This is a genomic window from Pseudobacteroides sp., from assembly GCF_036567765.1.
Taxonomy (GTDB): domain Bacteria; phylum Bacillota; class Clostridia; order Acetivibrionales; family DSM-2933; genus Pseudobacteroides.
The window spans coordinates 24,769-45,871 of the sequence record NZ_DATCTU010000123.1 but is presented as its reverse complement, the minus strand read 5'-3'; the positions used below and the strand labels follow the sequence as shown (position 1 = coordinate 45,871).

Annotated in this window: 15 protein-coding genes; all 15 read right to left on the bottom strand. The window is 37.9% G+C overall.

Annotated features, from left to right (window positions below; translation table 11 throughout):
- Positions 1-16: 16 nt before the first annotated feature.
- The 15 genes from VIO64_RS21435 to VIO64_RS21365 all read right to left on the bottom strand — a co-directional run bounded on the left by VIO64_RS21435 (position 17) and on the right by VIO64_RS21365 (position 20,971).
- Entirely contained in the window at positions 17-1,189 is a 1,173-nt protein-coding gene (locus tag VIO64_RS21435) for a glycosyltransferase family 4 protein (RefSeq protein ID WP_331921786.1), read from the bottom strand.
- A 54-nt stretch (positions 1,190-1,243) separates the two neighbouring features.
- Entirely contained in the window at positions 1,244-3,124 is a 1,881-nt protein-coding gene (asnB, locus tag VIO64_RS21430) for an asparagine synthase (glutamine-hydrolyzing) (RefSeq protein WP_331921785.1), read from the bottom strand.
- 175 nt (positions 3,125-3,299) lie between these two features.
- Positions 3,300-4,349 carry a glycosyltransferase family 4 protein gene (locus VIO64_RS21425; RefSeq protein ID WP_331921784.1) on the bottom strand — a complete coding sequence of 350 codons (1,050 nt, stop codon included), beginning with the start codon at positions 4,347-4,349 and terminating at the stop codon, positions 3,300-3,302.
- A 72-nt stretch (positions 4,350-4,421) separates the two neighbouring features.
- On the bottom strand, positions 4,422-5,369 hold the full coding sequence (locus tag VIO64_RS21420) for a glycosyltransferase family 2 protein (RefSeq protein WP_331921783.1): 948 nt from the start codon (positions 5,367-5,369) through the stop codon (positions 4,422-4,424).
- Positions 5,347-6,657, bottom strand: coding sequence for an ArnT family glycosyltransferase (locus VIO64_RS21415; protein ID WP_331921782.1), 1,311 nt, complete (start codon positions 6,655-6,657; stop codon positions 5,347-5,349). Before VIO64_RS21415 ends, VIO64_RS21420 begins: the two co-directional genes overlap by 23 nt.
- Before the next feature lie 14 nt (positions 6,658-6,671).
- Positions 6,672-7,571 carry a glycosyltransferase family 2 protein gene (locus tag VIO64_RS21410; RefSeq protein ID WP_331921781.1) on the bottom strand — a complete coding sequence of 300 codons (900 nt, stop codon included), beginning with the start codon at positions 7,569-7,571 and terminating at the stop codon, positions 6,672-6,674.
- A gap of 38 nt (positions 7,572-7,609) precedes the next feature.
- Complete coding sequence (locus VIO64_RS21405) at positions 7,610-8,584, bottom strand: glycosyltransferase family 2 protein (RefSeq protein WP_331921780.1); 975 nt, start codon at positions 8,582-8,584, stop codon at positions 7,610-7,612.
- A 9-nt stretch (positions 8,585-8,593) separates the two neighbouring features.
- Positions 8,594-9,889, bottom strand: coding sequence for a flippase (locus VIO64_RS21400; RefSeq protein WP_331921779.1), 1,296 nt, complete (start codon positions 9,887-9,889; stop codon positions 8,594-8,596).
- Entirely contained in the window at positions 9,886-10,422 is a 537-nt protein-coding gene (gene rfbC / locus VIO64_RS21395; RefSeq protein WP_331921778.1) for a dTDP-4-dehydrorhamnose 3,5-epimerase, read from the bottom strand. The genes VIO64_RS21400 and rfbC overlap by 4 nt, the downstream gene beginning before the upstream one ends.
- A 3-nt stretch (positions 10,423-10,425) precedes the next feature.
- Positions 10,426-11,484 carry a dTDP-glucose 4,6-dehydratase gene (gene rfbB / locus VIO64_RS21390; protein ID WP_331921777.1) on the bottom strand — a complete coding sequence of 353 codons (1,059 nt, stop codon included), beginning with the start codon at positions 11,482-11,484 and terminating at the stop codon, positions 10,426-10,428.
- A 30-nt stretch (positions 11,485-11,514) separates the two neighbouring features.
- Complete coding sequence (locus VIO64_RS21385) at positions 11,515-12,237, bottom strand: sugar phosphate nucleotidyltransferase (RefSeq protein WP_331921776.1); 723 nt, start codon at positions 12,235-12,237, stop codon at positions 11,515-11,517.
- Positions 12,238-12,239: 2 nt separating this feature from the next.
- Positions 12,240-13,085 (bottom strand): dTDP-4-dehydrorhamnose reductase, encoded by an 846-nt coding sequence (rfbD, locus tag VIO64_RS21380; protein ID WP_331921775.1) that lies wholly within the window; start codon positions 13,083-13,085, stop codon positions 12,240-12,242.
- A gap of 28 nt (positions 13,086-13,113) precedes the next feature.
- On the bottom strand, positions 13,114-14,031 hold the full coding sequence (locus tag VIO64_RS21375; protein ID WP_331921774.1) for a Wzz/FepE/Etk N-terminal domain-containing protein: 918 nt from the start codon (positions 14,029-14,031) through the stop codon (positions 13,114-13,116).
- Between the two features lie 34 nt (positions 14,032-14,065).
- Positions 14,066-17,077 carry an O-antigen ligase family protein gene (locus tag VIO64_RS21370; RefSeq protein WP_331921773.1) on the bottom strand — a complete coding sequence of 1,004 codons (3,012 nt, stop codon included), beginning with the start codon at positions 17,075-17,077 and terminating at the stop codon, positions 14,066-14,068.
- Between the two features lie 204 nt (positions 17,078-17,281).
- Entirely contained in the window at positions 17,282-20,971 is a 3,690-nt protein-coding gene (locus VIO64_RS21365) for a hypothetical protein (RefSeq protein WP_331921772.1), read from the bottom strand.
- Positions 20,972-21,103 lie beyond the last annotated feature (132 nt).

Sequence of the window (21,103 nt, the reverse complement as noted above, 5' to 3'; positions counted from 1 at the left end):
TAAAGAATAGCCAATGTTAATTAATACACTTATTCACAAGCTTTTGAAATATTTCCCGCTGACGGATAAGGACCTTTCTTTCATCAAACTCTTCCAAGGCTTTCTTCCTTGCATTTATTCCCATCCTTGTCCTCTCGTCCGGGTTTTCAACCAAATATATTATTTTGTCTGCAAGCAGTTTGTGATCAGCCACAGGAACTAAAAAGCCGGTATCCCCTTCGTCAACCTCTTCCCTGCAGCCCCTAATATTGGTAGCCACCGCCGGCTTGCACATACACATGGCCTCTATAAGGGATCTAGGCATTCCCTCCCTGTAAGAAGGAAGTGTAAATATGTCGGTAATAGCAAGAAGTTCCGGTATATCTGATCTTGAGCCTGTAAATATAACCTTGCCCTGCAGCTTGTTTTCACTTATAAAGCTGTCAAGATCAGCCTTGATTCCATCCCTGTCCGATTCAAGCGTGCCTCCGATTGCAAGGAACTTAACATTATCAAACCTATCGGTAATCTCTTTTGCTGCTTGCACCCACTCCATATAACCCTTTTCCCTGACCACTCTTCCAAGTATGGTAACGACCAGGTCATCTCTCTTAATACCAAGCTCTCTTTTTAAGCTTTCTTTTACTGTACCGTCTTCAAATCGGGACGGTTCAAATCTTCCAAGATCAACACCGTTGCCTATTGTGAGAATCTTTGATTTATCAATGATCTTCTTTTCAATGGCAGCCTTGCAATCCTCGCTGCTCTGGGTGAATATAAAATCCGAAAGCCACCCTCCAAGCTTTTCTACACCGATAAAAATATTTTTCTTGACTGCTCCCATATTGTCATGAAAGTAAAATCCATGGGCCGTATATATGACTATCGGAACCCTTGCCAGCTTGGCAGCTATTCTTCCCAAGATGCCTGCTACGGGTGTGTGTACATGAACTATGTGGAATTTCTCTGCCTTCATATATTTATAAAGCTGCCACACAGTCCTTAAATTACTTACAGGACTTATCTTTCGATCAATATTTATATTATATATTTTATACCCTTTAGTCTTGAGCTTATCCGAAATATCATCTCTTGTACAAACCGTTGTCACATCATAATCCTTGCTCATCTCTTCAATCAAGGGTATAAGCAGTTTTTCAACCGTAAACCCCACCGCACAGATCTGAAGCATTTTAAGCCTTTTATCCATATGTCCCCCGATTCTATAACTCGTGAATACCCGCTAAAAAGCGGAAGTAATTTTTCATTTATGCATATAATACTTTCGGTACCATTTCTGGAAAACAAACAATGCCCATAGCGGATAAGCATTATTTACTCTTTCAGCAAAGTGATCTTCGAGAAGTTTTTTAATATATTCATATTCAAATATGCCCTGCTCCAAGATAAACTCCTTTGAAAGGAGCACTAAAAGCATATCTTTCAGAGGCCCTTTAAACCATTCTCCTATAGGTACGGCAAATCCCCTCTTTGACTTACCCAGCACCTCCTGAGGAATCAAATCCTTAAAGGTGTCCTTAAGAATATACTTTTGATTCCTTCCCGATATCTTAAAGTTTGACGGCATGCTGAAAGCCAGCTCGATAACATTTTTGTCAAGCATGGGAACCCTGGTTTCAATAGAATTTAGCATGCTCATTCTGTCAACCTTTACAAGCATATCCCCCTCAAGTACAATCTTGAAATCGGTATAAAGGGTTCTTGTGAGTTCGTCAAATTCAACGTTTTTGTTGTATGACTTTTCAATTATATCATATGATTTGGAATCCATGTTTTCAGCCTTCAATAATTTTGCAATTCTGTCCCCATTAAAGCCTAAAAACATCAGCTCCCTGCGTTTTTGGAACATATCCTTTTCAGAGCTCTCAACCACTTTCCTAACTTTCCTTGAAATAGAACTCCTGTCAGGCATTTTGTATATCAATGGCTCAATAAAACTCTTTCTTAATACCCTTGGCACTTTATTGTACATATCGGTATAATAGTTTACCATATATTTGCTGTATCCTCCGAAGAGCTCGTCCCCTGCATCCCCTGTCAGCACCACCTTTACATGCTCACCTGCAAACTTTGACACAAAGTAGGTGGGAATGGACGACGAATCCGCAAAGGGCTCATCAAAGGTTTCCAGTATATTTTCCAACTCTTCTATCGCATGGGTATAATCTAAAAAGTGCACATGATGGTTTGTGTTGTTCTTTTGTGATACAATCTGTGCCCTGTCGCTCTCATCAAACTCCTTAAGCTTAAACCCTATGGTGAATGTTTCAACGGGCCTTTCGGAAAGCTTTGACATGATTCCCACCATTATGCTTGAATCTATTCCACCGCTTAAAAATGCTCCCAAGGGCACATCACTTATCATTTTTTGCTCAACAGATGTAAATAAGGCCTCTCTGAGCCTTCTTTTACATTCATCATAGTTATGAATAATTTCCACTTCACGGCTGTCAATATTCCAGTACTTTTCAATCGTTAAGCTTCCGTTCTTATACAGCATGTAACTTCCTGCTTCAAGCTTAAATATACCCTCAAATATAGTTAGGGGTGCCGGAATGTATGTCAGAGAGAAGTATTGATTCAGAGCTTTTTTGTCTATTTTCTTCTTAATATCAAAGGTTTTTATTATGCTTTTAAGCTCCGACGCGAATACAAAACGGTCCTGATCCTTATAGTAGTAAAGAGGCTTTTCACCAGCCCTGTCCCTGGCTATGAAAAGTTCCCTTTCTTTAATATCATATATGGCAAAGGCAAACATACCATTTAGCTTTTTCAGACAGTCAACCCCGTACTCCTCATATGAATGAAGTATAACCTCGGTATCGCTTTTCGTCTTAAATGTATGTCCCCTTGCAACAAGCTCCTGCCTAAGCCCCTGAAAGTTGTATATTTCCCCGTTGAATACAATTACCTTTGTTTCGTCTTCATTAAAGATAGGCTGCCTTCCCGTGCACAGGTCGATAATTGCCAGTCGTCTCATTCCAAGAGCCATGTCAGAGTCGGTATAAACGCCGTCACTATCAGGTCCGCGGTAGGTGATAAGGGAATTCATCGTATTAATTTTATTTATGTTTTGATCGACGGAAGCCGATTTATTTAAAATAAATCCATTTATTCCACACATTGTTTATTTACCCTAACATAATATTATTTATAAACAAAAATAGATTTTACTACATTAAAAGTAATAGATCTATTTACATTTAATTACTGACACATTATAGCACTCTATAACAGAGCAGTAAAGCCTTGATAAAAACAAAGGCTTTGAGAATTTATGGTGCTAGAATAAAGGAATTTTAAGAATTAAAACTCTCAATAAGGCTAACAAGCTTATTTCCCCATACCTGATAGGAATAGTTTTCTTCCACCCTTCTCCTAGCCTCCAATCCCATTTTATCCCTAATTCCTCTATCTTCAAGAAGAATAGACATGTACTTTACCCATTCATCCTCATTTGAAGCAATAAAGCCTGTTCTGCCTTTTACTGTAATTTCCTCATTTGCAGGCTCCGGAGAGGATACTGTGGGCAGCCCTGAGGCCATGTATTGAATAAGTTTAAATCCGCACTTTCCCTTCTCCCATATAGTATCTAAAAGGGGCATTATACCTATATCCGATTCTTGAATAAGCTTAAACTCCGTCTCTTGGGACCATTTAACGCATTCTACCCTTACTCCTTCCAGGGAAATATCTGCCCCAATTACCCTTAGAATAAAATCATGTTTCTTTGAAAGTTTTTTTAAAGCTCCTGCAATTGTTTTAAGATAATGAACTGTAGATGGAGATCCGATCCAGACAATTATAAGAGTGCTTTTCTGCACCTTTTCTACATCAAGAAGGTTATATGCCTCAAGATCCACTACAGTTGGAAGATACCATAGCTTAGCACATTTAAGCTCGTTCCAATACCACTTGTTTCCTACTGTGACTACAGAAGCCCTATTCGTAAGGTTATCTATCTTTCTTTTAAAAAATAGTCTTTTCAACCTGCTCTTTTTATAGTTAATGCTAATAGCATCATCATAGTCAAGTGCATAGTTTACCCCTTTAAGAATGATCCCTTCAACAAAATATGGAACATTGGTAAAGAGTTCTTTTTCAATTATGAGCATCTCGTATTTCTTTTTATTGCCAAGAAGAAATAACATTCTTTTTAAAATATCTCTAACTATATCAAATTGGCTGTTTTCCCTTCTCGCATAGAGATTCTTAACATAACCGTCAAACAAAAGAGGCTTTACATCTACGCTATGCCCCCTTTTTTCAAAATACTTTATATAATTGTAGAGCCTGTATCTGGAGCTGGCCCCTTCAGCATGATACTTGGGCAGCAATAAAATCTTCATTATTTATTCCTTACCTTTCAATATATACACTTTGCTTTCTGTAATAGCAAACTTAGCAGAAGAATAATAATATCATTTTTGTACATACTTCAAAATGTGCGGCAGGTCTTTAAAAAGCATTTTATAGCCCTGTATAGTTTCACCTAACTCTTTTTTGGACCTGTTCATAAGTGCCAGTACTAAACGGGCCAAAGGCTCAAAAGTATATGTGGCCACCAGCAGCATCCCGGCTGATAGCAGATTGAAGTGCTTGAATCCATAAATTATCCGGCTTCGGATCGAATAAAACAATCTAGCTGCCTTGACTTGCTCAGAAGTACCTCCGCCTTTATGAAATGCCTCTACATAGGCAAGGTATTGAATATTGTAACCAAGCTTATTTATTCTAAGCGAAAGGTCCAGATCCTCCAGATAGACAAAAAACCTCTCATCAAACTTGCCTGCATCAAAAAAAACCTTTCTCCTGACAAAATAGAAGGCACCTATCACATGATCAACCTGTCTGCTGTCATTGTGATCCCACTCTGTCATAAAATGGCTTTTAAACATCCTAGGAAACATATAATCCAGTCCCATTATTTTTACCATAAAATGACCAGGAGTAGGAAATCGTGTGCATGTCCTCCCAGGCTCTCCTGTATCATCAATGAGTTTAATGCTGCATACCCCTGTCTTACAGTTTTTATCGTCCTCCATATATAAAAAAGGTTTTTCAAGAGAATCTGCATTTAGTCTTGTATCCGGATTTAGAAACAGCAAATATTCCGCCTGACTCTTTTCAGCCCCCTGATTACAGGCAGCACCAAACCCTGCATTATGTGAGTTTCGGATTATTTCCACGGGAAGACTTAAATGTTCCAAGTTGTCCAAAGAATTATCCTTTGATGCATTGTCAACGATGATAACCTTTGAAACACGAAACATCTTATATTCATTTTTTATCGTAGTCAGGCATTCTCTTAACTGATTGCCTGAATTCCAGTTTATAATTATTATATCAAGATTTTTGTTTCTTTTCATACCCACTCATCCCTATTGATGCTGTAGCAATAAGGAGGCATACAAACTTCTGCCTATGCCTTATAGCTGTGCCGAAGTTAGATGTTCCCCATGCAAATGTAAATACCTCTAAAAGTATAATGCAAATAAGGGCTATAAACAGCAGCCTGTCACGGCCTTCAGCCTTTCTCAATCCCTTAAAACTGAAAAAAATAAATACTCCATACATTACTGCATCAATGCAACCTATTATATCAGATGCGGCTGTAATCTTCCATGGAAACGGCATAAGTATAAAATGTAAAATTCTAACTGGTGTTTGAATTATTATATCCATTATTGAAGTAGGATAATATCCAACAAGATATGCAGCTCTGCCAACTGCCAACGGTACAAGCCTGCTGGTAAGGTAGTCAGGTGAGAATACCAGTGTTATATCTGATGGAAGTTTATTTAAAAGTCTTGCTCTAAAAAACACGAAGACTATTACCGTAAGTGCTATAGCTATCAAAGCCTCTTTATTTATCGGTCTCCATTCATTGACCTTAGGCTTGTAGAAACAGAAGTAAATAAGGTATATTACTCCAACCAATATTACTGCACCATGCACTGACGCTGCACCGCCTAAAAAGAAAACAGCAAGAATTATCCTGCTTAAAAAGCCTGTGTTAAGCCATCTTATGAAGAAATATACTGATATGAGGCTCATCACTGTAATTAAATTCTCTCTTAAGATAACAGCTGAATAGAGATTAAGAGTAGGAAAAATTGCGGCTATAAAGCACCCAATCGTGGCAGATCTTTTGGAACCCCCAATTTCAATAATGAGTTTATACACAAAATAGACAGAAATGAATCCGAAGAAAACATTGAAGTATTGAATAATAAAAGGTGATCTTCCTGTGAACAGATAAACCAAAGCAATAAATTTTGAATATAAATATGCACCAGGAGTATCCGGCGGAACTGTTCCATGGTTCCAGGCATTTGCTATGTCCCAGCCCAAACCCTCGAAAACCACAGCATCCGTCTCATTATCCGGCAATGAAAAGATAAAGGAATTGGTTACCGCAAGTGCAACCCTTGTTATAAGTGCAATACCAAGAATAATTACAAGACCCGATTCTCTTTTTTTTAAAAGTCCAGTTGCGATAAAGACTATACTTGATAAAACTATTAGGAGTCCGGCCATAGCTGTCCCTGACATGGCCGAAGATATACCAATAAATAGGCATACAACTGCCAGACAGATAAACTGACACCATTTGTCTTTTATTTTATTTGTATTATATGCAGTACTGGTTTGCATAAAAAAATAACTCCCTACCAATTCTTTAGCGTTTTTTGAAACAATCCATGCATCAAGCCTTTCAGCATAGCCTTAAGCTTTATACAACGCTTCTCCTCAAACAAAATCATTAAAATCAGTGACTTAAACCTCGTAATTACTGTCTCTATAACCCAACCAGGTTCCTTTGTAAAGTACTCCTTTATAAGTACAATATGGTTTCGGGTCATATAGTATCGCCGTATTGGCGAATGGTTCGATGTACCTGCCCTTCTCCAAAGGAACTTATGCATAGTAGCTGCACCAAAGCTGTGCTTCATAGTTTCCTTTCTTGTAAGCAGTATTTTATATCCTTTGTGCTTTGCCCTCAGGCAAAACTCATCATCAACATGGTCAATGAAAAAATCAGACCTAAACAGCCCGACATTATTGAAAACATCTAAAGGTATAAAGCTTCCCGATGTAATTACAGTAAGCATTTCAAGCCAAAGCGTGCTTTTATCGCTTTCATCACCATAAACATTTTTTCGAGTATAGGTGTCTATAAAGTTGGAGCCTATTACGGCAACTTTTTCCTTATGTGGAAAAGCTTCATAAACTTCATAAATACTTTCCAACATGTTATCCTCAATCACCGTATCCTGATCAAACAAAAGAACCGATTTATAGCCCCCGTTCTTAGCAAATTCAACCCCAATATTGAGAGCCTCTGCAATACCAAGGTTGCTTCCATTCTCAATAATATAGCATTTTTTTAGCCTCAATACCATAGCTCTCATCATTTGAATTTCACTCTGGGATGAATTGTTGTCAACCATTATAACACAGCCTGATTGCCTTAATATTTTAGTTACACGCTCCTCTAGCTGGTCATCAGGATGAAATGTCACAATAACAGCACATATTTCATTTCTAAATAAATCCAAGTCTGTCATGCATGCCCCTTTAATTTATTATGGTAAACTGCAATTTCCTATGGCTTAAAAAGTAAGTCTTTCACTGCACTTAAAAAACCATTGGAATATTTATGATATTGCATCGTCAAAAGATTTTCCATAACCTTAATCAGTCTCTTTGTTTTCATTTTGGGCGGTCCAGCCCTCAACTGAAGGTAATCCACCCTTTGTCTAACCAGCTTTATGATCTCCTGACTTGATGCCACCTGATCCTTAAGCTCGATAATTTTATTTAAAGCAACTATATAGTGCTCATGTTCTTTTTTATAGTACTCCCTGGTATTCTTAAAGCCCTTTTCAAGACTGAAGTTTTCATTCTTAATACCTCCTACTTGCTGTGCCCCATGCTGCCTGTACTTAATAAGAGGCTCTTCAATGAACCTTAAATCACAATAAAGGGCTATAACAAAGGTTATCCAAGCATCATGGTACCAGTTTGCCGGTATTGGAAAAAATCTGTCCCTATACAGGCTTTTAAATGCCATGGTAGCACCTGTGGCAACGTTATGCTTTAAGAGTGTATTTATGGGCTTTCCATTTAGTATATCCTTCTTTTCCTTATTTGTAAAATTCGTTGACTCCCACATGTTATACCCAAGAGGTTTTAATTCTTCATCTACCACAAGTGCATCTGTAAACACAACACCTGCGGAAGGCAAATTCTCAAATACACTAATTATTTTTTCAAGCTTTTCAGGAAGCCATACATCATCCTGATCACATAATGCTATAACATCTCTTGTGCATAGGCTCACGCATTTTTCAAAGTTTTTGGTGGAACCCATATTTTTATCATTTCTAAATATATGTACTTGAAATGGGCTGTTAAGACTAAACCTTTCAAGTATTCCCAACGTATCATCTACAGAACAGTCGTCACAAACCAGCAGCTCATTTGGAAGCAGCGTCTGGGTAGCAATGCTCTCAAGCTGCTCTTTTAAATATTTTTCACCGTTATAGGTACACATTGCAACAGAAATATTATAGGGCATACTAAACTCCTATTTTAATAAACTTACTCCTCTTTTCTTAAGATAAAACAATGTCAAAGCCACCACCAAAACCTCTATAAGCAATACCGAATAAGCAGCACCCATAACTCCCAGCAAATAAATAAACAAAACCATTGTAACAATCCCAACTACACTTGTAATCATGTATATCCTGGAATACTCCTTTTTGAAGCCCAATGAAAGCATTCCCTGTACGGTAACAATATTGCCAATAAGCACCAACAACGGTGCAAAGGCAAGCACTTTAAGAACATCTACTGATTTATGGTAATCCTTGCCTGCAAATATGTTTACCAAAAAGTCTGCTTTTAATAATATTAACAATGAGCCGAAAATGCCTATTGTACTAAATATAACAAGCTCCTTTCGGATAAAGCTTATAACCTTTGCTGCAGACTCCTTAGCAAGCTTGTTAACATATGGATAAACAGTTTGGAAAAGCGGCGTTATTAGCCCTTGAACTGCAACCCTGATTTTATCAGCTCCTGAATAATACCCTGCTGCATCCTTACTGACTATAAATCCAAGTAAAATGGTGGTTGATGATGTATAGGCGACTATGCTTAGTGATGATACAAACACGTACCAGCCTTCCACCACCTGGGTTTTTATACTTGTCATGTCAGGCTTTCTTAATCTCACCTTAAATCTTGACAAAACCAGTCCAAGACTGATTAAACCTATTGCCAATGATGATATGCTGTTAAGCCCGACATAAATATTAATATGGCCTCTATTCTTTACAAGAATAAATATCAATACAGTTATTATACCCCTGCATATAATATTAAGGTATGTAATATATTTCATTTTCTCTATGCCCTGAAAATACCATATTGGAAACAATACATTTCCAAATACAATTCCATAAGATATGAGGTATACGGAAAAATCAACTCTCAGTACCTCAATACTGAACACTACAGCTGCCAAAACAATAAAACCTATTAGGGAAAGCACTGCCTTTATTGCCAATACTGAGCTGAAAATAAGAGATACTTTTTCATGATCTTCCCTATTAATAGATATATCTCTTGTGGCGGACAAATTAAATCCGTAGTCAGTAAATATGCTGAAATAAGTCATTATAGCTGCTGCTATGTTCACTGTTCCAAAATTGGCAACACCCAATACCCTTGTTATGTAGGGAACAGTTATAAGGGGCAGAATATAATTAAGCCCCTGTACAACGGAAAGTGATATAAAATTCTTTACAAGACCTGCAGCATCTCCTGATGCCATAACCTTTTTAAGGAATGGTATAGGTAATTTATTTATTGTCATATAGTACCAAGTTTTTTGTCTTTTTCCGAAAGAACAATATCACCGATCCCTTCTAAAGGCCATTCTATGCCAATAGACGTGTCATTCCATATGATGCCGCTTTCGTCTTCAGGATGATAAAACTCAGTGCACTTGTATGCAAACTCAGCTTCATCCGACAGAACCAAAAATCCATGTGCAAACCCAGCAGGCACATAGAACTGCTTTTTATTCTCCGCTGAAAGGGTTACCCCGTACCACTTTTTGTATGTGGGAGAATCCTTTCTTATGTCTACAGCCACGTCAAAAACCTCACCGGACAAAACCCTTACAAGCTTTCCCTGAGGGAAATTGACTTGAAAATGGAGCCCTCTTAAGACTCCTTTAAATGATTTTGACTGGTTGTCCTGGACAAAGACCATATCCAATCCGGCTTCCTTGAAATCATTATAATTGTAAGTTTCCATAAAGTATCCTCTGCTGTCACCGAAAACCCTGGGCTCAATGACGTAGAGGTCTTTAATACCGGTTTCTATAAAATTAAACTTGCCCAATCATTACACATCCTTTTCATACATACTCTTGTAATAATTCTGGTATTCTCCCGATGTTATATTATTCATCCATTCTTTGTTGTCGAGATACCATTTTATAGTCTTTTCTATGCCTACCTCAAAGGTTGTAACAGGGTACCAGCCAAGCTCCCTTTTGATCTTTTCGGGATCTATGCCGTATCTTCTATCATGGCCCTTTCTGTCTTCCACATACTTAATAAGGCTTTCATCAATGCTGCTGTCAACATGTTCCCTGAGGTAGCCTATAATGGTCTTAACTATATGAATATTTTCTCTTTCATTGTGCCCTCCGACGTTGTACACCTCTCCAGGGGTACCGTTATGAAGCACCATGTCAATAGCACTGCAGTGGTCCTCAACATAGAGCCAATCACGAATGTTCTTTCCATCACCGTAGACAGGGAGGGGCTTTTTACTCAGTGCATTGTTTATCATGAGCGGTATGAGCTTTTCTGGAAACTGATATGGGCCGTAATTGTTACTACACCTTGTAATGTTTACAGGCATGCCGTAAGTATCTGCATAAGCCTTTACTATAAGGTCTCCACCTGCCTTGCTTGCTGAGTAAGGGCTGTGAGGGTCAAGCGGCGTAGTCTCCATAAAGAGTCCTGTCTCACCCAGTGAACCGTAAACCTCATCGGTTGAAACCTGCAGATACTTCACGCCTTCCTTGTATTGCCCGTTTATTTCCCAGTACTTCCTGGCAACATTGAGAAGATTCCCAGTACCACTTACATTTGTTTTAATAAATATATCAGGATCGGTTATGCTCCTGTCAACATGGCTTTCTGCAGCAAAGTTTATTACATATGATATGTTATATTTTTTAAATAAATCATCAATAAGCTGATTATCACAAATATCCCCCTGGACAAAAACATAATTTGCATTATCTTGGATAGATTTAAGGTTCTCCAGGTTTCCTGCGTAGGTCAGTTTATCTAAATTGATTATTTTTATATCATTATATTTTTCCAGCATATAAATTACAAAATTGCTTCCAATAAAGCCGGCTCCACCGGTAACCAACATTGTTTTCACAGTATCCCTCCGCATATATATTTTGTATTCTTAAAGGCTGATTTCTACGTTTTCAACAAGCTTTCCTGCAAATGCCAGGCTTTCGAAGGTTCCGGCATCAGTCCACCAGCCCTTAAGAATATCACTTGTCATAGTTCCCCTTCTGATATACTCATTATTTACATCGGTAATTTCCAGCTCACCCCTGCCTGAAGGCTTGAGAGTCTTTATTATTTCAAAAACGCTACTGTCGTACATATATATTCCTGTAACACTGTAGTTTGATTTGGGGAACTTGGGTTTTTCCTCTATCGAAATTACTTTATCACCTGCAAGCTCTGCAACTCCATATCTTTGGGGATCTTCAACCTCTTTTATCAGAATCTTTGCCCCTTCAGGCTGTTTGTTGAATTTATCTACACACTCTGCAATATTGTCTTCAAATATGTTATCCCCTAATATAACAACACACTTATCGTCTCCAACGAACTCCTCGGCAAGTCCTAATGCCTGTGCAATTCCTCCTGCTTGGTCCTGAATACGGTAAGTAAACTTCAATCCCATTTCATAACCGCTGCCTAGTAGATTAACTATGGAGCCTGCATGTTCTTTTCCTGTTACTACAAAAATATCCTTCAGTCCGGCTGATTTAAGCTTGGATATGGGATGATATATCATTGGGTACCTCCCAACAGGTAAAAGATGCTTGTTTGTTACTTTTGTAAGCGGGTTTAACCTTGAGCCTGTGCCTCCTGCCAGAATAATGCCTTTCATAATCAAACCTCTCCTTTCAGGTAATCTTGCAGAGCCTCTTCCCAACCTCTAAATTCATTTATACCTACGAGTTTTAGCATAAAGTTATCAAGAACTGAATATTTGGGCCTTTCTGCAGGTCGGTTCAATTCCTCTGTAGTCATTTCTCCTACTTTTATATTAATTCCTTTAATCTCAAAAATCTTTTTTGCAAATTGGTTCCAGCTGCAGCTTCCCTCACAGGTTGCATGGTAGGTTCCGTAGCTTCCTGTATTGATAAGCCTTATTATACACTTTGCCAAATCCTTGGTGCTGGTAGGCGACCCGAACTGGTCATTAACCACCTTTACCTCATCCTTTTCCTTTGCGAGTTTAAGCATTGTCCTTACGAAATTGTTGCCTTCCCCGTACAGCCAGGCTGTCCTAACTATAAAATGCCTTGGGTTTGTCTCCCTCACAAGTATCTCACCCATGGCCTTGCTTTTGCCATAAACACTCCTGGGGTTTATAGGATCGGTCTCAACTTTAGGAGCATTTCCCGTTCCGTCAAAAACATAATCGGTGGATACCTGCACCATCTTCGCTCCTATTGAAAATGCAGCCGCCGATAGATTTTGGGGCCCTATTGCATTAACCCTGTATGCGTTTATCTGATCTGCCTCACAGCCGTCAACATTTGTGTATGCAGCACAATTTATTATCACATCAGGCTTCTGGGTATCAACCAGATCAAGCACCATTCCCTGATTGGTTATATCCAGGTTATGAACATCAGTTTCTATTAAACTGTACAATCCACCGAATTCATTAAACTGCCTTATCAATTCCAATCCCAGTTGGCCTCTGCAGCCAGTAATAAGAACCTTCATAGCCATTCTCCCTCTAGCATTTTTTTATTTATGCCTGCTTTTTGTACCAAAGATCGAAAACAGTCAAGAAAAACAAAATAAATATAAACCCTGCAACCAATGCCAAAATCACATTTACGCTAATTTTGGGTGAAATCTTAACAGGAGCTCCATCCTCATATGCTACCTGAAGATTTAAATTGCTACCTATGGAGTCTGCCTTCATAAGCTCCATTTCCTTCTCAATAATCTTGTATGAGTCATATGCCTGTGCAGCCAGGATGTAGTTGTTTTCAATCTCTCTATACTTTACTGCAACTTCACCTGACAGGCTCTCCACTTTTTTGCTTTCTTTAGCGAGGAATTCATCCAGTTCTTTTTTATATTTATTAAGGTTTTCACTCTCTTTTAGAAGTCCCTCCCTTATAAATCCAGCTGATTTTCCAGTTGATTTTGCAACTTCACCGGATATATAACGGGGCAAATAATCTTTTACAACCTTGTTCAGCTTAGAAAGATCCTCCGGATATTGAGAAAATGATACAATGGTTATCTGGTTAGTATCTTTGTTTCCTGATACCTGAATAGATATCCTACTATCCAACTTATTCTCTGAAAACATTTTGTCCCTAAACTCTATACTTCCAAGCATGGTACTAATTGAATCTGCGTCATATTTTGGATAAGACATCTTGTTTATGATAGCTCCAAGCATTCTGTTTGCAGACTTGTTGTATGTCTCATTTTCTCCTGGTACTCCCCCAACTACGACTGTATTATCCAACTCCAATCCGGTTTTTAAATCAATGGGAGTAATATTAAATATAGTCCTGTGGCTGTAATTTGGTGTTACAAAGTATGCACTTACTACAACGCTTATTATGACGCATAATATTGTAAATCCCAATATGGTCCATTTCCTGTTTATTATGAGTTTTATTATATCTTTTAAGTTAATCTGTTCCATTGATAACTCCCTAATTGATAGATTAAAAGTACTTTTATAATTCAACAATTCTTATGCCCTTAATTTCTAGCCTTTCCGGCACTCCTATCCGTAATACATTATCCGAAGGCTTGAAATCCTTAGGGACAGAAATCTGTGCAGAATAAACCTTCCCCGCAGCTACTAAACCTTCTTGTCCTGTGCCAAGACCTGTAACAGTATATGGAAGGACTTTTGTAGTGATTTCATTATCAAGCTCAACCTCTATTCGATAAATCTTTTCTTCTGTTAAGTTAAGCCTTCTAGTCTCTAAATAGCCATCCTTTGCACCGTTTATGCCTTGTACCTCCAGAATTCCATTATCCTTTACATTGAGGGTTGTATTTGCTACTCCTAAATTGAATTGATCTGTATAGCCATCCTTATCGGAATCTAGATCCTTTAAATAATAAAAGGCCAACTTATTAATTTTTGAAATCCCTATTTTGCTTTGGTTTTCCTTCATATATCTTAGGTTCTCATAATGTTCCTGGCCTGATGCAGTTAACACAGCAGGATTCAAGTTTCTTTTATTAGATATAAAAAATTCATCGAGAAGCTTTAGCCCTTTATCAATATACGTGGCAGCCTTCGTCTTGTCCTTATTTAAAATATAATAGTTTGCAACGCTGTAATAAGCTCCCAAACTCTGTTGCCATTCTTCAGGTCTAAAGGGCCTTAACTTTGTAGCTCTATCAAACAGAGTCAAACCTTTGTCAATTTCCCCCACCTGTAAATAGAATGACCCAATTTTAGGCAAGAACTCAACACTGTTCCATGCTATCTTTTCAGCCTCCTCAAGAACATCCTTTGCATTGTTAATATCTTCCTGGGTCTTCTGCTTCTTTAAAAGCAAGAGGTTCACATAATCAAGCTTATACTCAGCCATCCATGGGTCAAAGCCTGCAGCACTCTTCATACGAGAAATTGCTTCATCAACGTTTGTGGCACTCACACTAACCGCATCCTTACCCATACCGCCGGCAGATTTGATAAACACAGGAATAAATAATATTACCACTGAGATTGTCAATAAAACGAGCCCATGAAGGTTCACAGTTTTAATTTTAATCAGCCTGTCCAATGAATTAACTATTGTACTATTAGTCTCTATCTCCTCAATAGGAGTATTTCTATATCTTGAATTGAATAAGCCCAGAAGCTGCCAGAAGAGCAAAAATACCGCAGATAACGAAAAATCGAAGTCTGCAGCGGAATGCATCAACATTCCCAAGACTGCTGCAAATAAAGCCGCCTGCAAAATACGCTCCTCTATACTGGATTTTCTCTTGTACTTATATTCTGAAACAAACATTACAACTATTGATATCAATAGGAACAGCAGTACAATTATTCCAACAACACCGCACTCTACAGCCACCTGTGTAAAGTAATTATGTGCCTGGGTGCTCCAATAAAGGAATGACTGATAATAGAAATTCAATGCTGCCCAGGTACCTCCACCCCCGCCTAATAGCCAGCGGTCCTTGAACATTTCAACTGCGTCTTTGTTAAATATGGAACGCTCAACCAAGCTTCTTGAAAGCTGGGTCATTTCTACCTTCTCAACTATATTACCCAATGGATATTTATAATTCATGGCAATATTCTTGACAACATTTCCAGTACCTTTGTCAACTACCTTAACATTGTCGAATGATGAGCTTGTCCCACTAAAATCATTTCTAAATGTAATGTTTACTACTTTACTGTCTGACGGCAGCTTGAACTCAAGCTCCCTCTTTTCAACACCCTTTGTTACCGGGCCGTTGTATTGAATTATTGGGACTTCTCTTTCATTCACAATCAAGTCCCTTTGTCTTTTATAGTTTATTATAATAGAATAAGCACTTGGCTTATCACCTTTTATTTTCGCATCAACATCATACACAAGCGTATAATCCCTACCAGGTTTCAGTATAACACTTTTAAGACTACTTACCACCTTACCTTCGGTACCTTCAGGATAAACCAGCTCAAGCTTTTCTGTAGAGTTCATTGATATAACCACTGCAACTATGGCTGCTATTGCACACAATGCAGCTGCTGAGGCATATATCTTCCAGTTCAACTTTTCCAATACAGGAGAAACGAACGAGATAATTATGTTTATTATAGCAGAAATTACAATTCCTGCAAATAGCAAAAGCCAAATTTTCGATCCGTTACCATCGTTATTCATTATATATTTGTGCATTAATAAAGATACACTACCTACAGGAATAATGGAAGAAACCCCGTAAATAATACCTTTAATCCTATTCCCTTTTGGGAGAGCAATAATATAAATGAGAGCTATAAAAGGTGTAACCGCTATCATACCCCGGCTCTGCGTAAATACAAAAGTAGTAAGGAATATGAATGAACAGACGGCAGGTATTATTTTTAGCCACCTGTTCTTTGTTATTATTGATAAAGTCAGAGATATCATGAATACTGCTATAAGGTATGAGGCCAGTGCGTTTGGATATTGAAGTGTGGAATATATTCTGTGTGTAACAAATGTTCCGAATATGGTTTCACTATTGGTTATAAAGTTTATTAGCTTGGCTATATGCCCACCTGCTGCCCCATCAAAGCCTATTATACAAATGCCAACGGTTGTGCCTACTATGACCCACAACACAGCCAGCTTTGATTTCATTGATAATATAAGATCGGACAGCATGATAAATACTGCAATATACATGCAATACTTAAGCCATTCGATAACGGCAAGCCTTGGTGCTACTGCAACACGGATGCCTATAATAAATAGGAGTATTGATATAAAGTAGATGACAGTAAATGCCAACGCCGCATAATCTATGGGTGTTACCAGTAAACGCTTGTCCCGAATAAGAAATTTGTATGCCCAGAAGGCCGTGAATACAATGAATATAAATATTTCTGCGGGAATCTGCTCTGCTTCAAAGTACATCCCACGTAAAAACGGTGGAAAGAACATGAATATGCAGATGATAGTGATGAGGATAATACGGAATACTTTGTATTTCTCTATGTCCAAAGGTAATTTCTTTTGTTTCAAAGTGTGCTACCTGCCTTTCTATAGATATTGCAAAGCCCAATAAACAAAAGTATTTTACCTTATATTTTGTTTTGTGTCAAATTTGTTTTTGTGGGAGGGGTTATAAATGTAAACACATTTATTAGTATAAAAAAAGGGCTGACCCCATAATTTACTTATGAGATAGCCCTTTTTATTTAAGTTGACTTACTTAGTTAATTATTATTATTTTATTGGCTTAACTTCTGTATCAATTGCTGAACTTGCAGTATTAGCCAATGCTGAATTTGGAGTAAATGTCAATAAGTTACCAGCAGGGAATGCAAAGTTTGCTTGTGTACCTGCTTGGGTCAATGTAACAACGATTGATGTTCCATTAACAGCTACTGACGCAGCAGCTCCAGTAAGAGTGGTATTATCAGCTGAAGTAAATCCAGTAATAGTACCAACATTTGCAATTGTGATTTTAACTCCTGTTCCATCGGCTTCTACTGTTCCAGTCGCTGGTACATCCTTAGGAACCATGCTGAAGTTAATAGTTACTGTATCGCCAGTTGTAACGTTTGCTATACCAGCTATAGATCTTGCAAGTGACCCAGCAATAAACGCTGATGTTCCAGTCTTACCATCTGTGTTAGCTACGAGGTACTGACCGTTAGCATCTTTTGATGTTATAAATGCTACTGGTAATGTCTTAAGAACAACTGATCCAGTTACATCAATTGCATTTGAAGCTGTAGTAAGTTTAATGATGCTTGACTGAGTAATTGATCCTACAAGTGCTTCACCAGTGATAGGTATCAATGTTGTTCCTTGATACAATTTAACGCTAGCTGAAAAAGCTGCAAGGTCAGCTGCTTTAATATTACCATCAAGCTTAACTATTACAGTTGCGTTGTCATAGATTGCAACTGATTTGATTGAAGTTGTGAATGATGTTGTTGAAGCTGCTGCTGATGTAGCAGATCCAGCAATCTTAGTGCCTACAGATGTAGCAGTTGAAGTTGAAGGTGCAACTATTGTTCTAACTTTAACCTTTGTTAAATCTGTGTTACTGTTGAATGCATCTGAATTTGTAGTAAATTCAATATACTGTGCTCCGTCAATTTCAACAAGCTTTGCTGATGAAGGAGTTACTGGCGTTACAAAATTATCTACAGTATACTCGAAGTCTGAATATGAAACTGTCTTAAGTCTAGTACCTGATAATTTAACTCTTAAAGTATTTCCTGCTGTTATTTTTAATTCCTGAGCTGCAATTGTTGTAGCACCATCAGCTACAGCTACTGCAGTTCCTTCTGTACCTATTAAAAGAACATTTCCAGCTGTGTCTGACACTGCTTTAATAGCACTACCCGAAATATAACCAAATTGCAATTTAGTAGTAGCAGCAGCAGTAGTAGTATCAGTTGGAAGTGTAATTACTATTGCTTTTGAATCTTCTGCTGATAATGCAATAGTTGTTCCTGAAGGAAGATCTGAGTAAGATGAAACTGCAGGTCCCGCAGCATTCTTCCATTTATAATTTGCTACATTGAGAACTGAATAGCTTCCACTTGTAGCCATTGCTTCACTGAATATTACATATATTTTGTTTGAACCAGCAACAACTGAAACAGATGTTACAGTTGGTGCAGTTACATCTGTAAATGTTATTGATTGAGCTGATATAGCTTGAACTTCCTGTCCAACTAAATCCTTAACACCGCTTACACTGATTGTGCAAGCACCTGACTGTTTGTCTTTCAAAGTAAGAATAGTTGTTTTGTCTGCAGCAACATATTTAGCTTCTGTAATTTCTACTGCTGTTCCATCAGCTTTTTTAATTGTATAGTGTGTTTTGTTTCCTGCATTTCCTGCAGTACCTGAGTTAGTTTCTACGCCAGCAGTGAGAGTAGCCTGCATATCTTTTGAGAATTTAACTTTTACTGTATTTTCATTTTCTACAGTAACAGTAGCTGTTGCAACAGCATCTGTTCCAACTGTAACTTCAAACTTCTTAGTTGGAACTGCATTTCCGTATGCATCTACAACACCTTTTACGAAGAAGTACACTTTACCAGTTGGTACTACATTTGAAGTAAATGAGAAAGTATATTTTGTATCACTTGTCTTTGAAACTGCACTTGCTTGTTTTGAACTATTTGTATCAACACCATCTGTATTCCAGAATATGTTTGATAATGCTGGAGCTGAAATTGCACCTGTGAAATCAATTGCAACTTCTGATCTGCTGTTTACAGTTATTTTGTCAGCCTGTGCCACTTTATCTGACAATACAACTGTAAATTTAGCACTTGTCAAAGGAACTTCATACCCAGCGTAGTCTTTAACGTTTGTTCCGCTCTTTACCATTGCTAAAGTATATTCACCAGTTGCAAGAGCACTCTTTAAAGTGAAATCAACTGTTGTCAAATCGTCTGAAACTACAACATCATCTACAGTTGTAGAACCAACTTTTTTAGCAACTGCTTTAATAGAAGGTGAGTCATTTACTACTGTAGCATCATCGCTTCCTGTTATTGCAAAATCGCCTATTTTATAGTTGTATGTTATTACATTCGCAGCTACTGATCCAGCACCAGCATTCTGAACTGGCTCTGAGAATTTAACTCTGATTGTTTTGTTACCGATAGCTTCAGCTTTTGCGATCTGTGGAACAGAAGTATCCGCAGCTACTTTAAATGTCTTAGTGTAATCCTTGCTATCTCTAGTTACTTTTACAGTGTAATCAACGTCTGCTTCGAATGTTCCTGTTGCAATTATTAATACCTGTTTTGCATTTCCAGCAACAGCTTTAGCAGTAACAGCTACAGTTGCAGCAGTATCTGAAGTCTTGTAAACTGTGAAAGTATCTTTTGCTGAATCATAGTCTTTGTTTAAGTTAACTTTTATTAACTTTAAGCTTGGTTCAACAACTTCTTTAATTCCGAAAGAAGCACCTACAACAACTGCTGGAGCAGCTACTGCTGTAGTGTCCTTATATTTTACTGAGTATACTACATTCTGTTCAGCAGAAGTTTCAGCAACAGCTGGAACCTTTATAACTACTGTTTTTGTAGTATAAGTGTACTCATAAACTGAACCTGTTACTGTTGTAGCAGCAGCACCGTTGATAGCCTGTGTTACTGTGAAATCAGCATCAGCTGGCTTTGTTCCAACATCTTCAGTCAATACTACTTTCAACTCACCATTAGCAGCAGCTACGCTGTAAACAGCTGTAGTAACATCCTTCTTAACTTCTAAAGCTTCTGGCAAGTACTGTTTAGCAACATCTTCAGCAATAACCTTAGCATCAACTAAAGTCTTGAGAAGAGTTTTTCCAGTATCTTTCTTTTCAACTGCCAAAGCTTCTAAAACTGCTGATATTAAATCAGCGTTTGTGAATTTTGAAACGCTAGCAACTTTTGTTAAGCCTTTTTCAGCTGCAAAAGCTATAGTATTGTTATAATCGAAATCACCTTTTACATTTCCTACTGTACACTTGTAACCTAATGATTCAAGCAATACTTTGTAGAATGCCTGAGCTGAAGTTACTGACATAGGATCAAATTTGTTTCCGCCTATTCCGAGCCATCCGTGTTGAGGATTAGCTTTGAGGTAAGCAAGATATTTCTGCATATCTGTGTTTAAAACCTTAGCATCTGCAAAGTTTTCTTTTCCTGCAAATACTTTAGCAGTTTCTTCAAGACCTAATAGTCTGAGGTAAATAATCGCTGCCTGGTATCTTTGTGTTGATGCCTTTAAATAAGCATCCGTTACTCCTTCTGTGCCACCTTTAACTACGCCCAAACCACTTGCTATTTCAGCTTCAGTTTTTGGAGCAGCAGTTTCTGCAGCAAATGCTGGTAACATAGTAGTTGCGAGCATTGCAATAACTACGAATACCGATAACATCTTCTTGAGATTTTTCATACTCTCAATTCCTCCTTGTAATTTTAAGTTTGGAATAGGCTTTTAAAATACGGTCGAGATACGCCTTTTCCGTCTATTTTATAGCCCGACCTAATATTATTTACTCAAGATCTGGTATACAGCACCTATCTT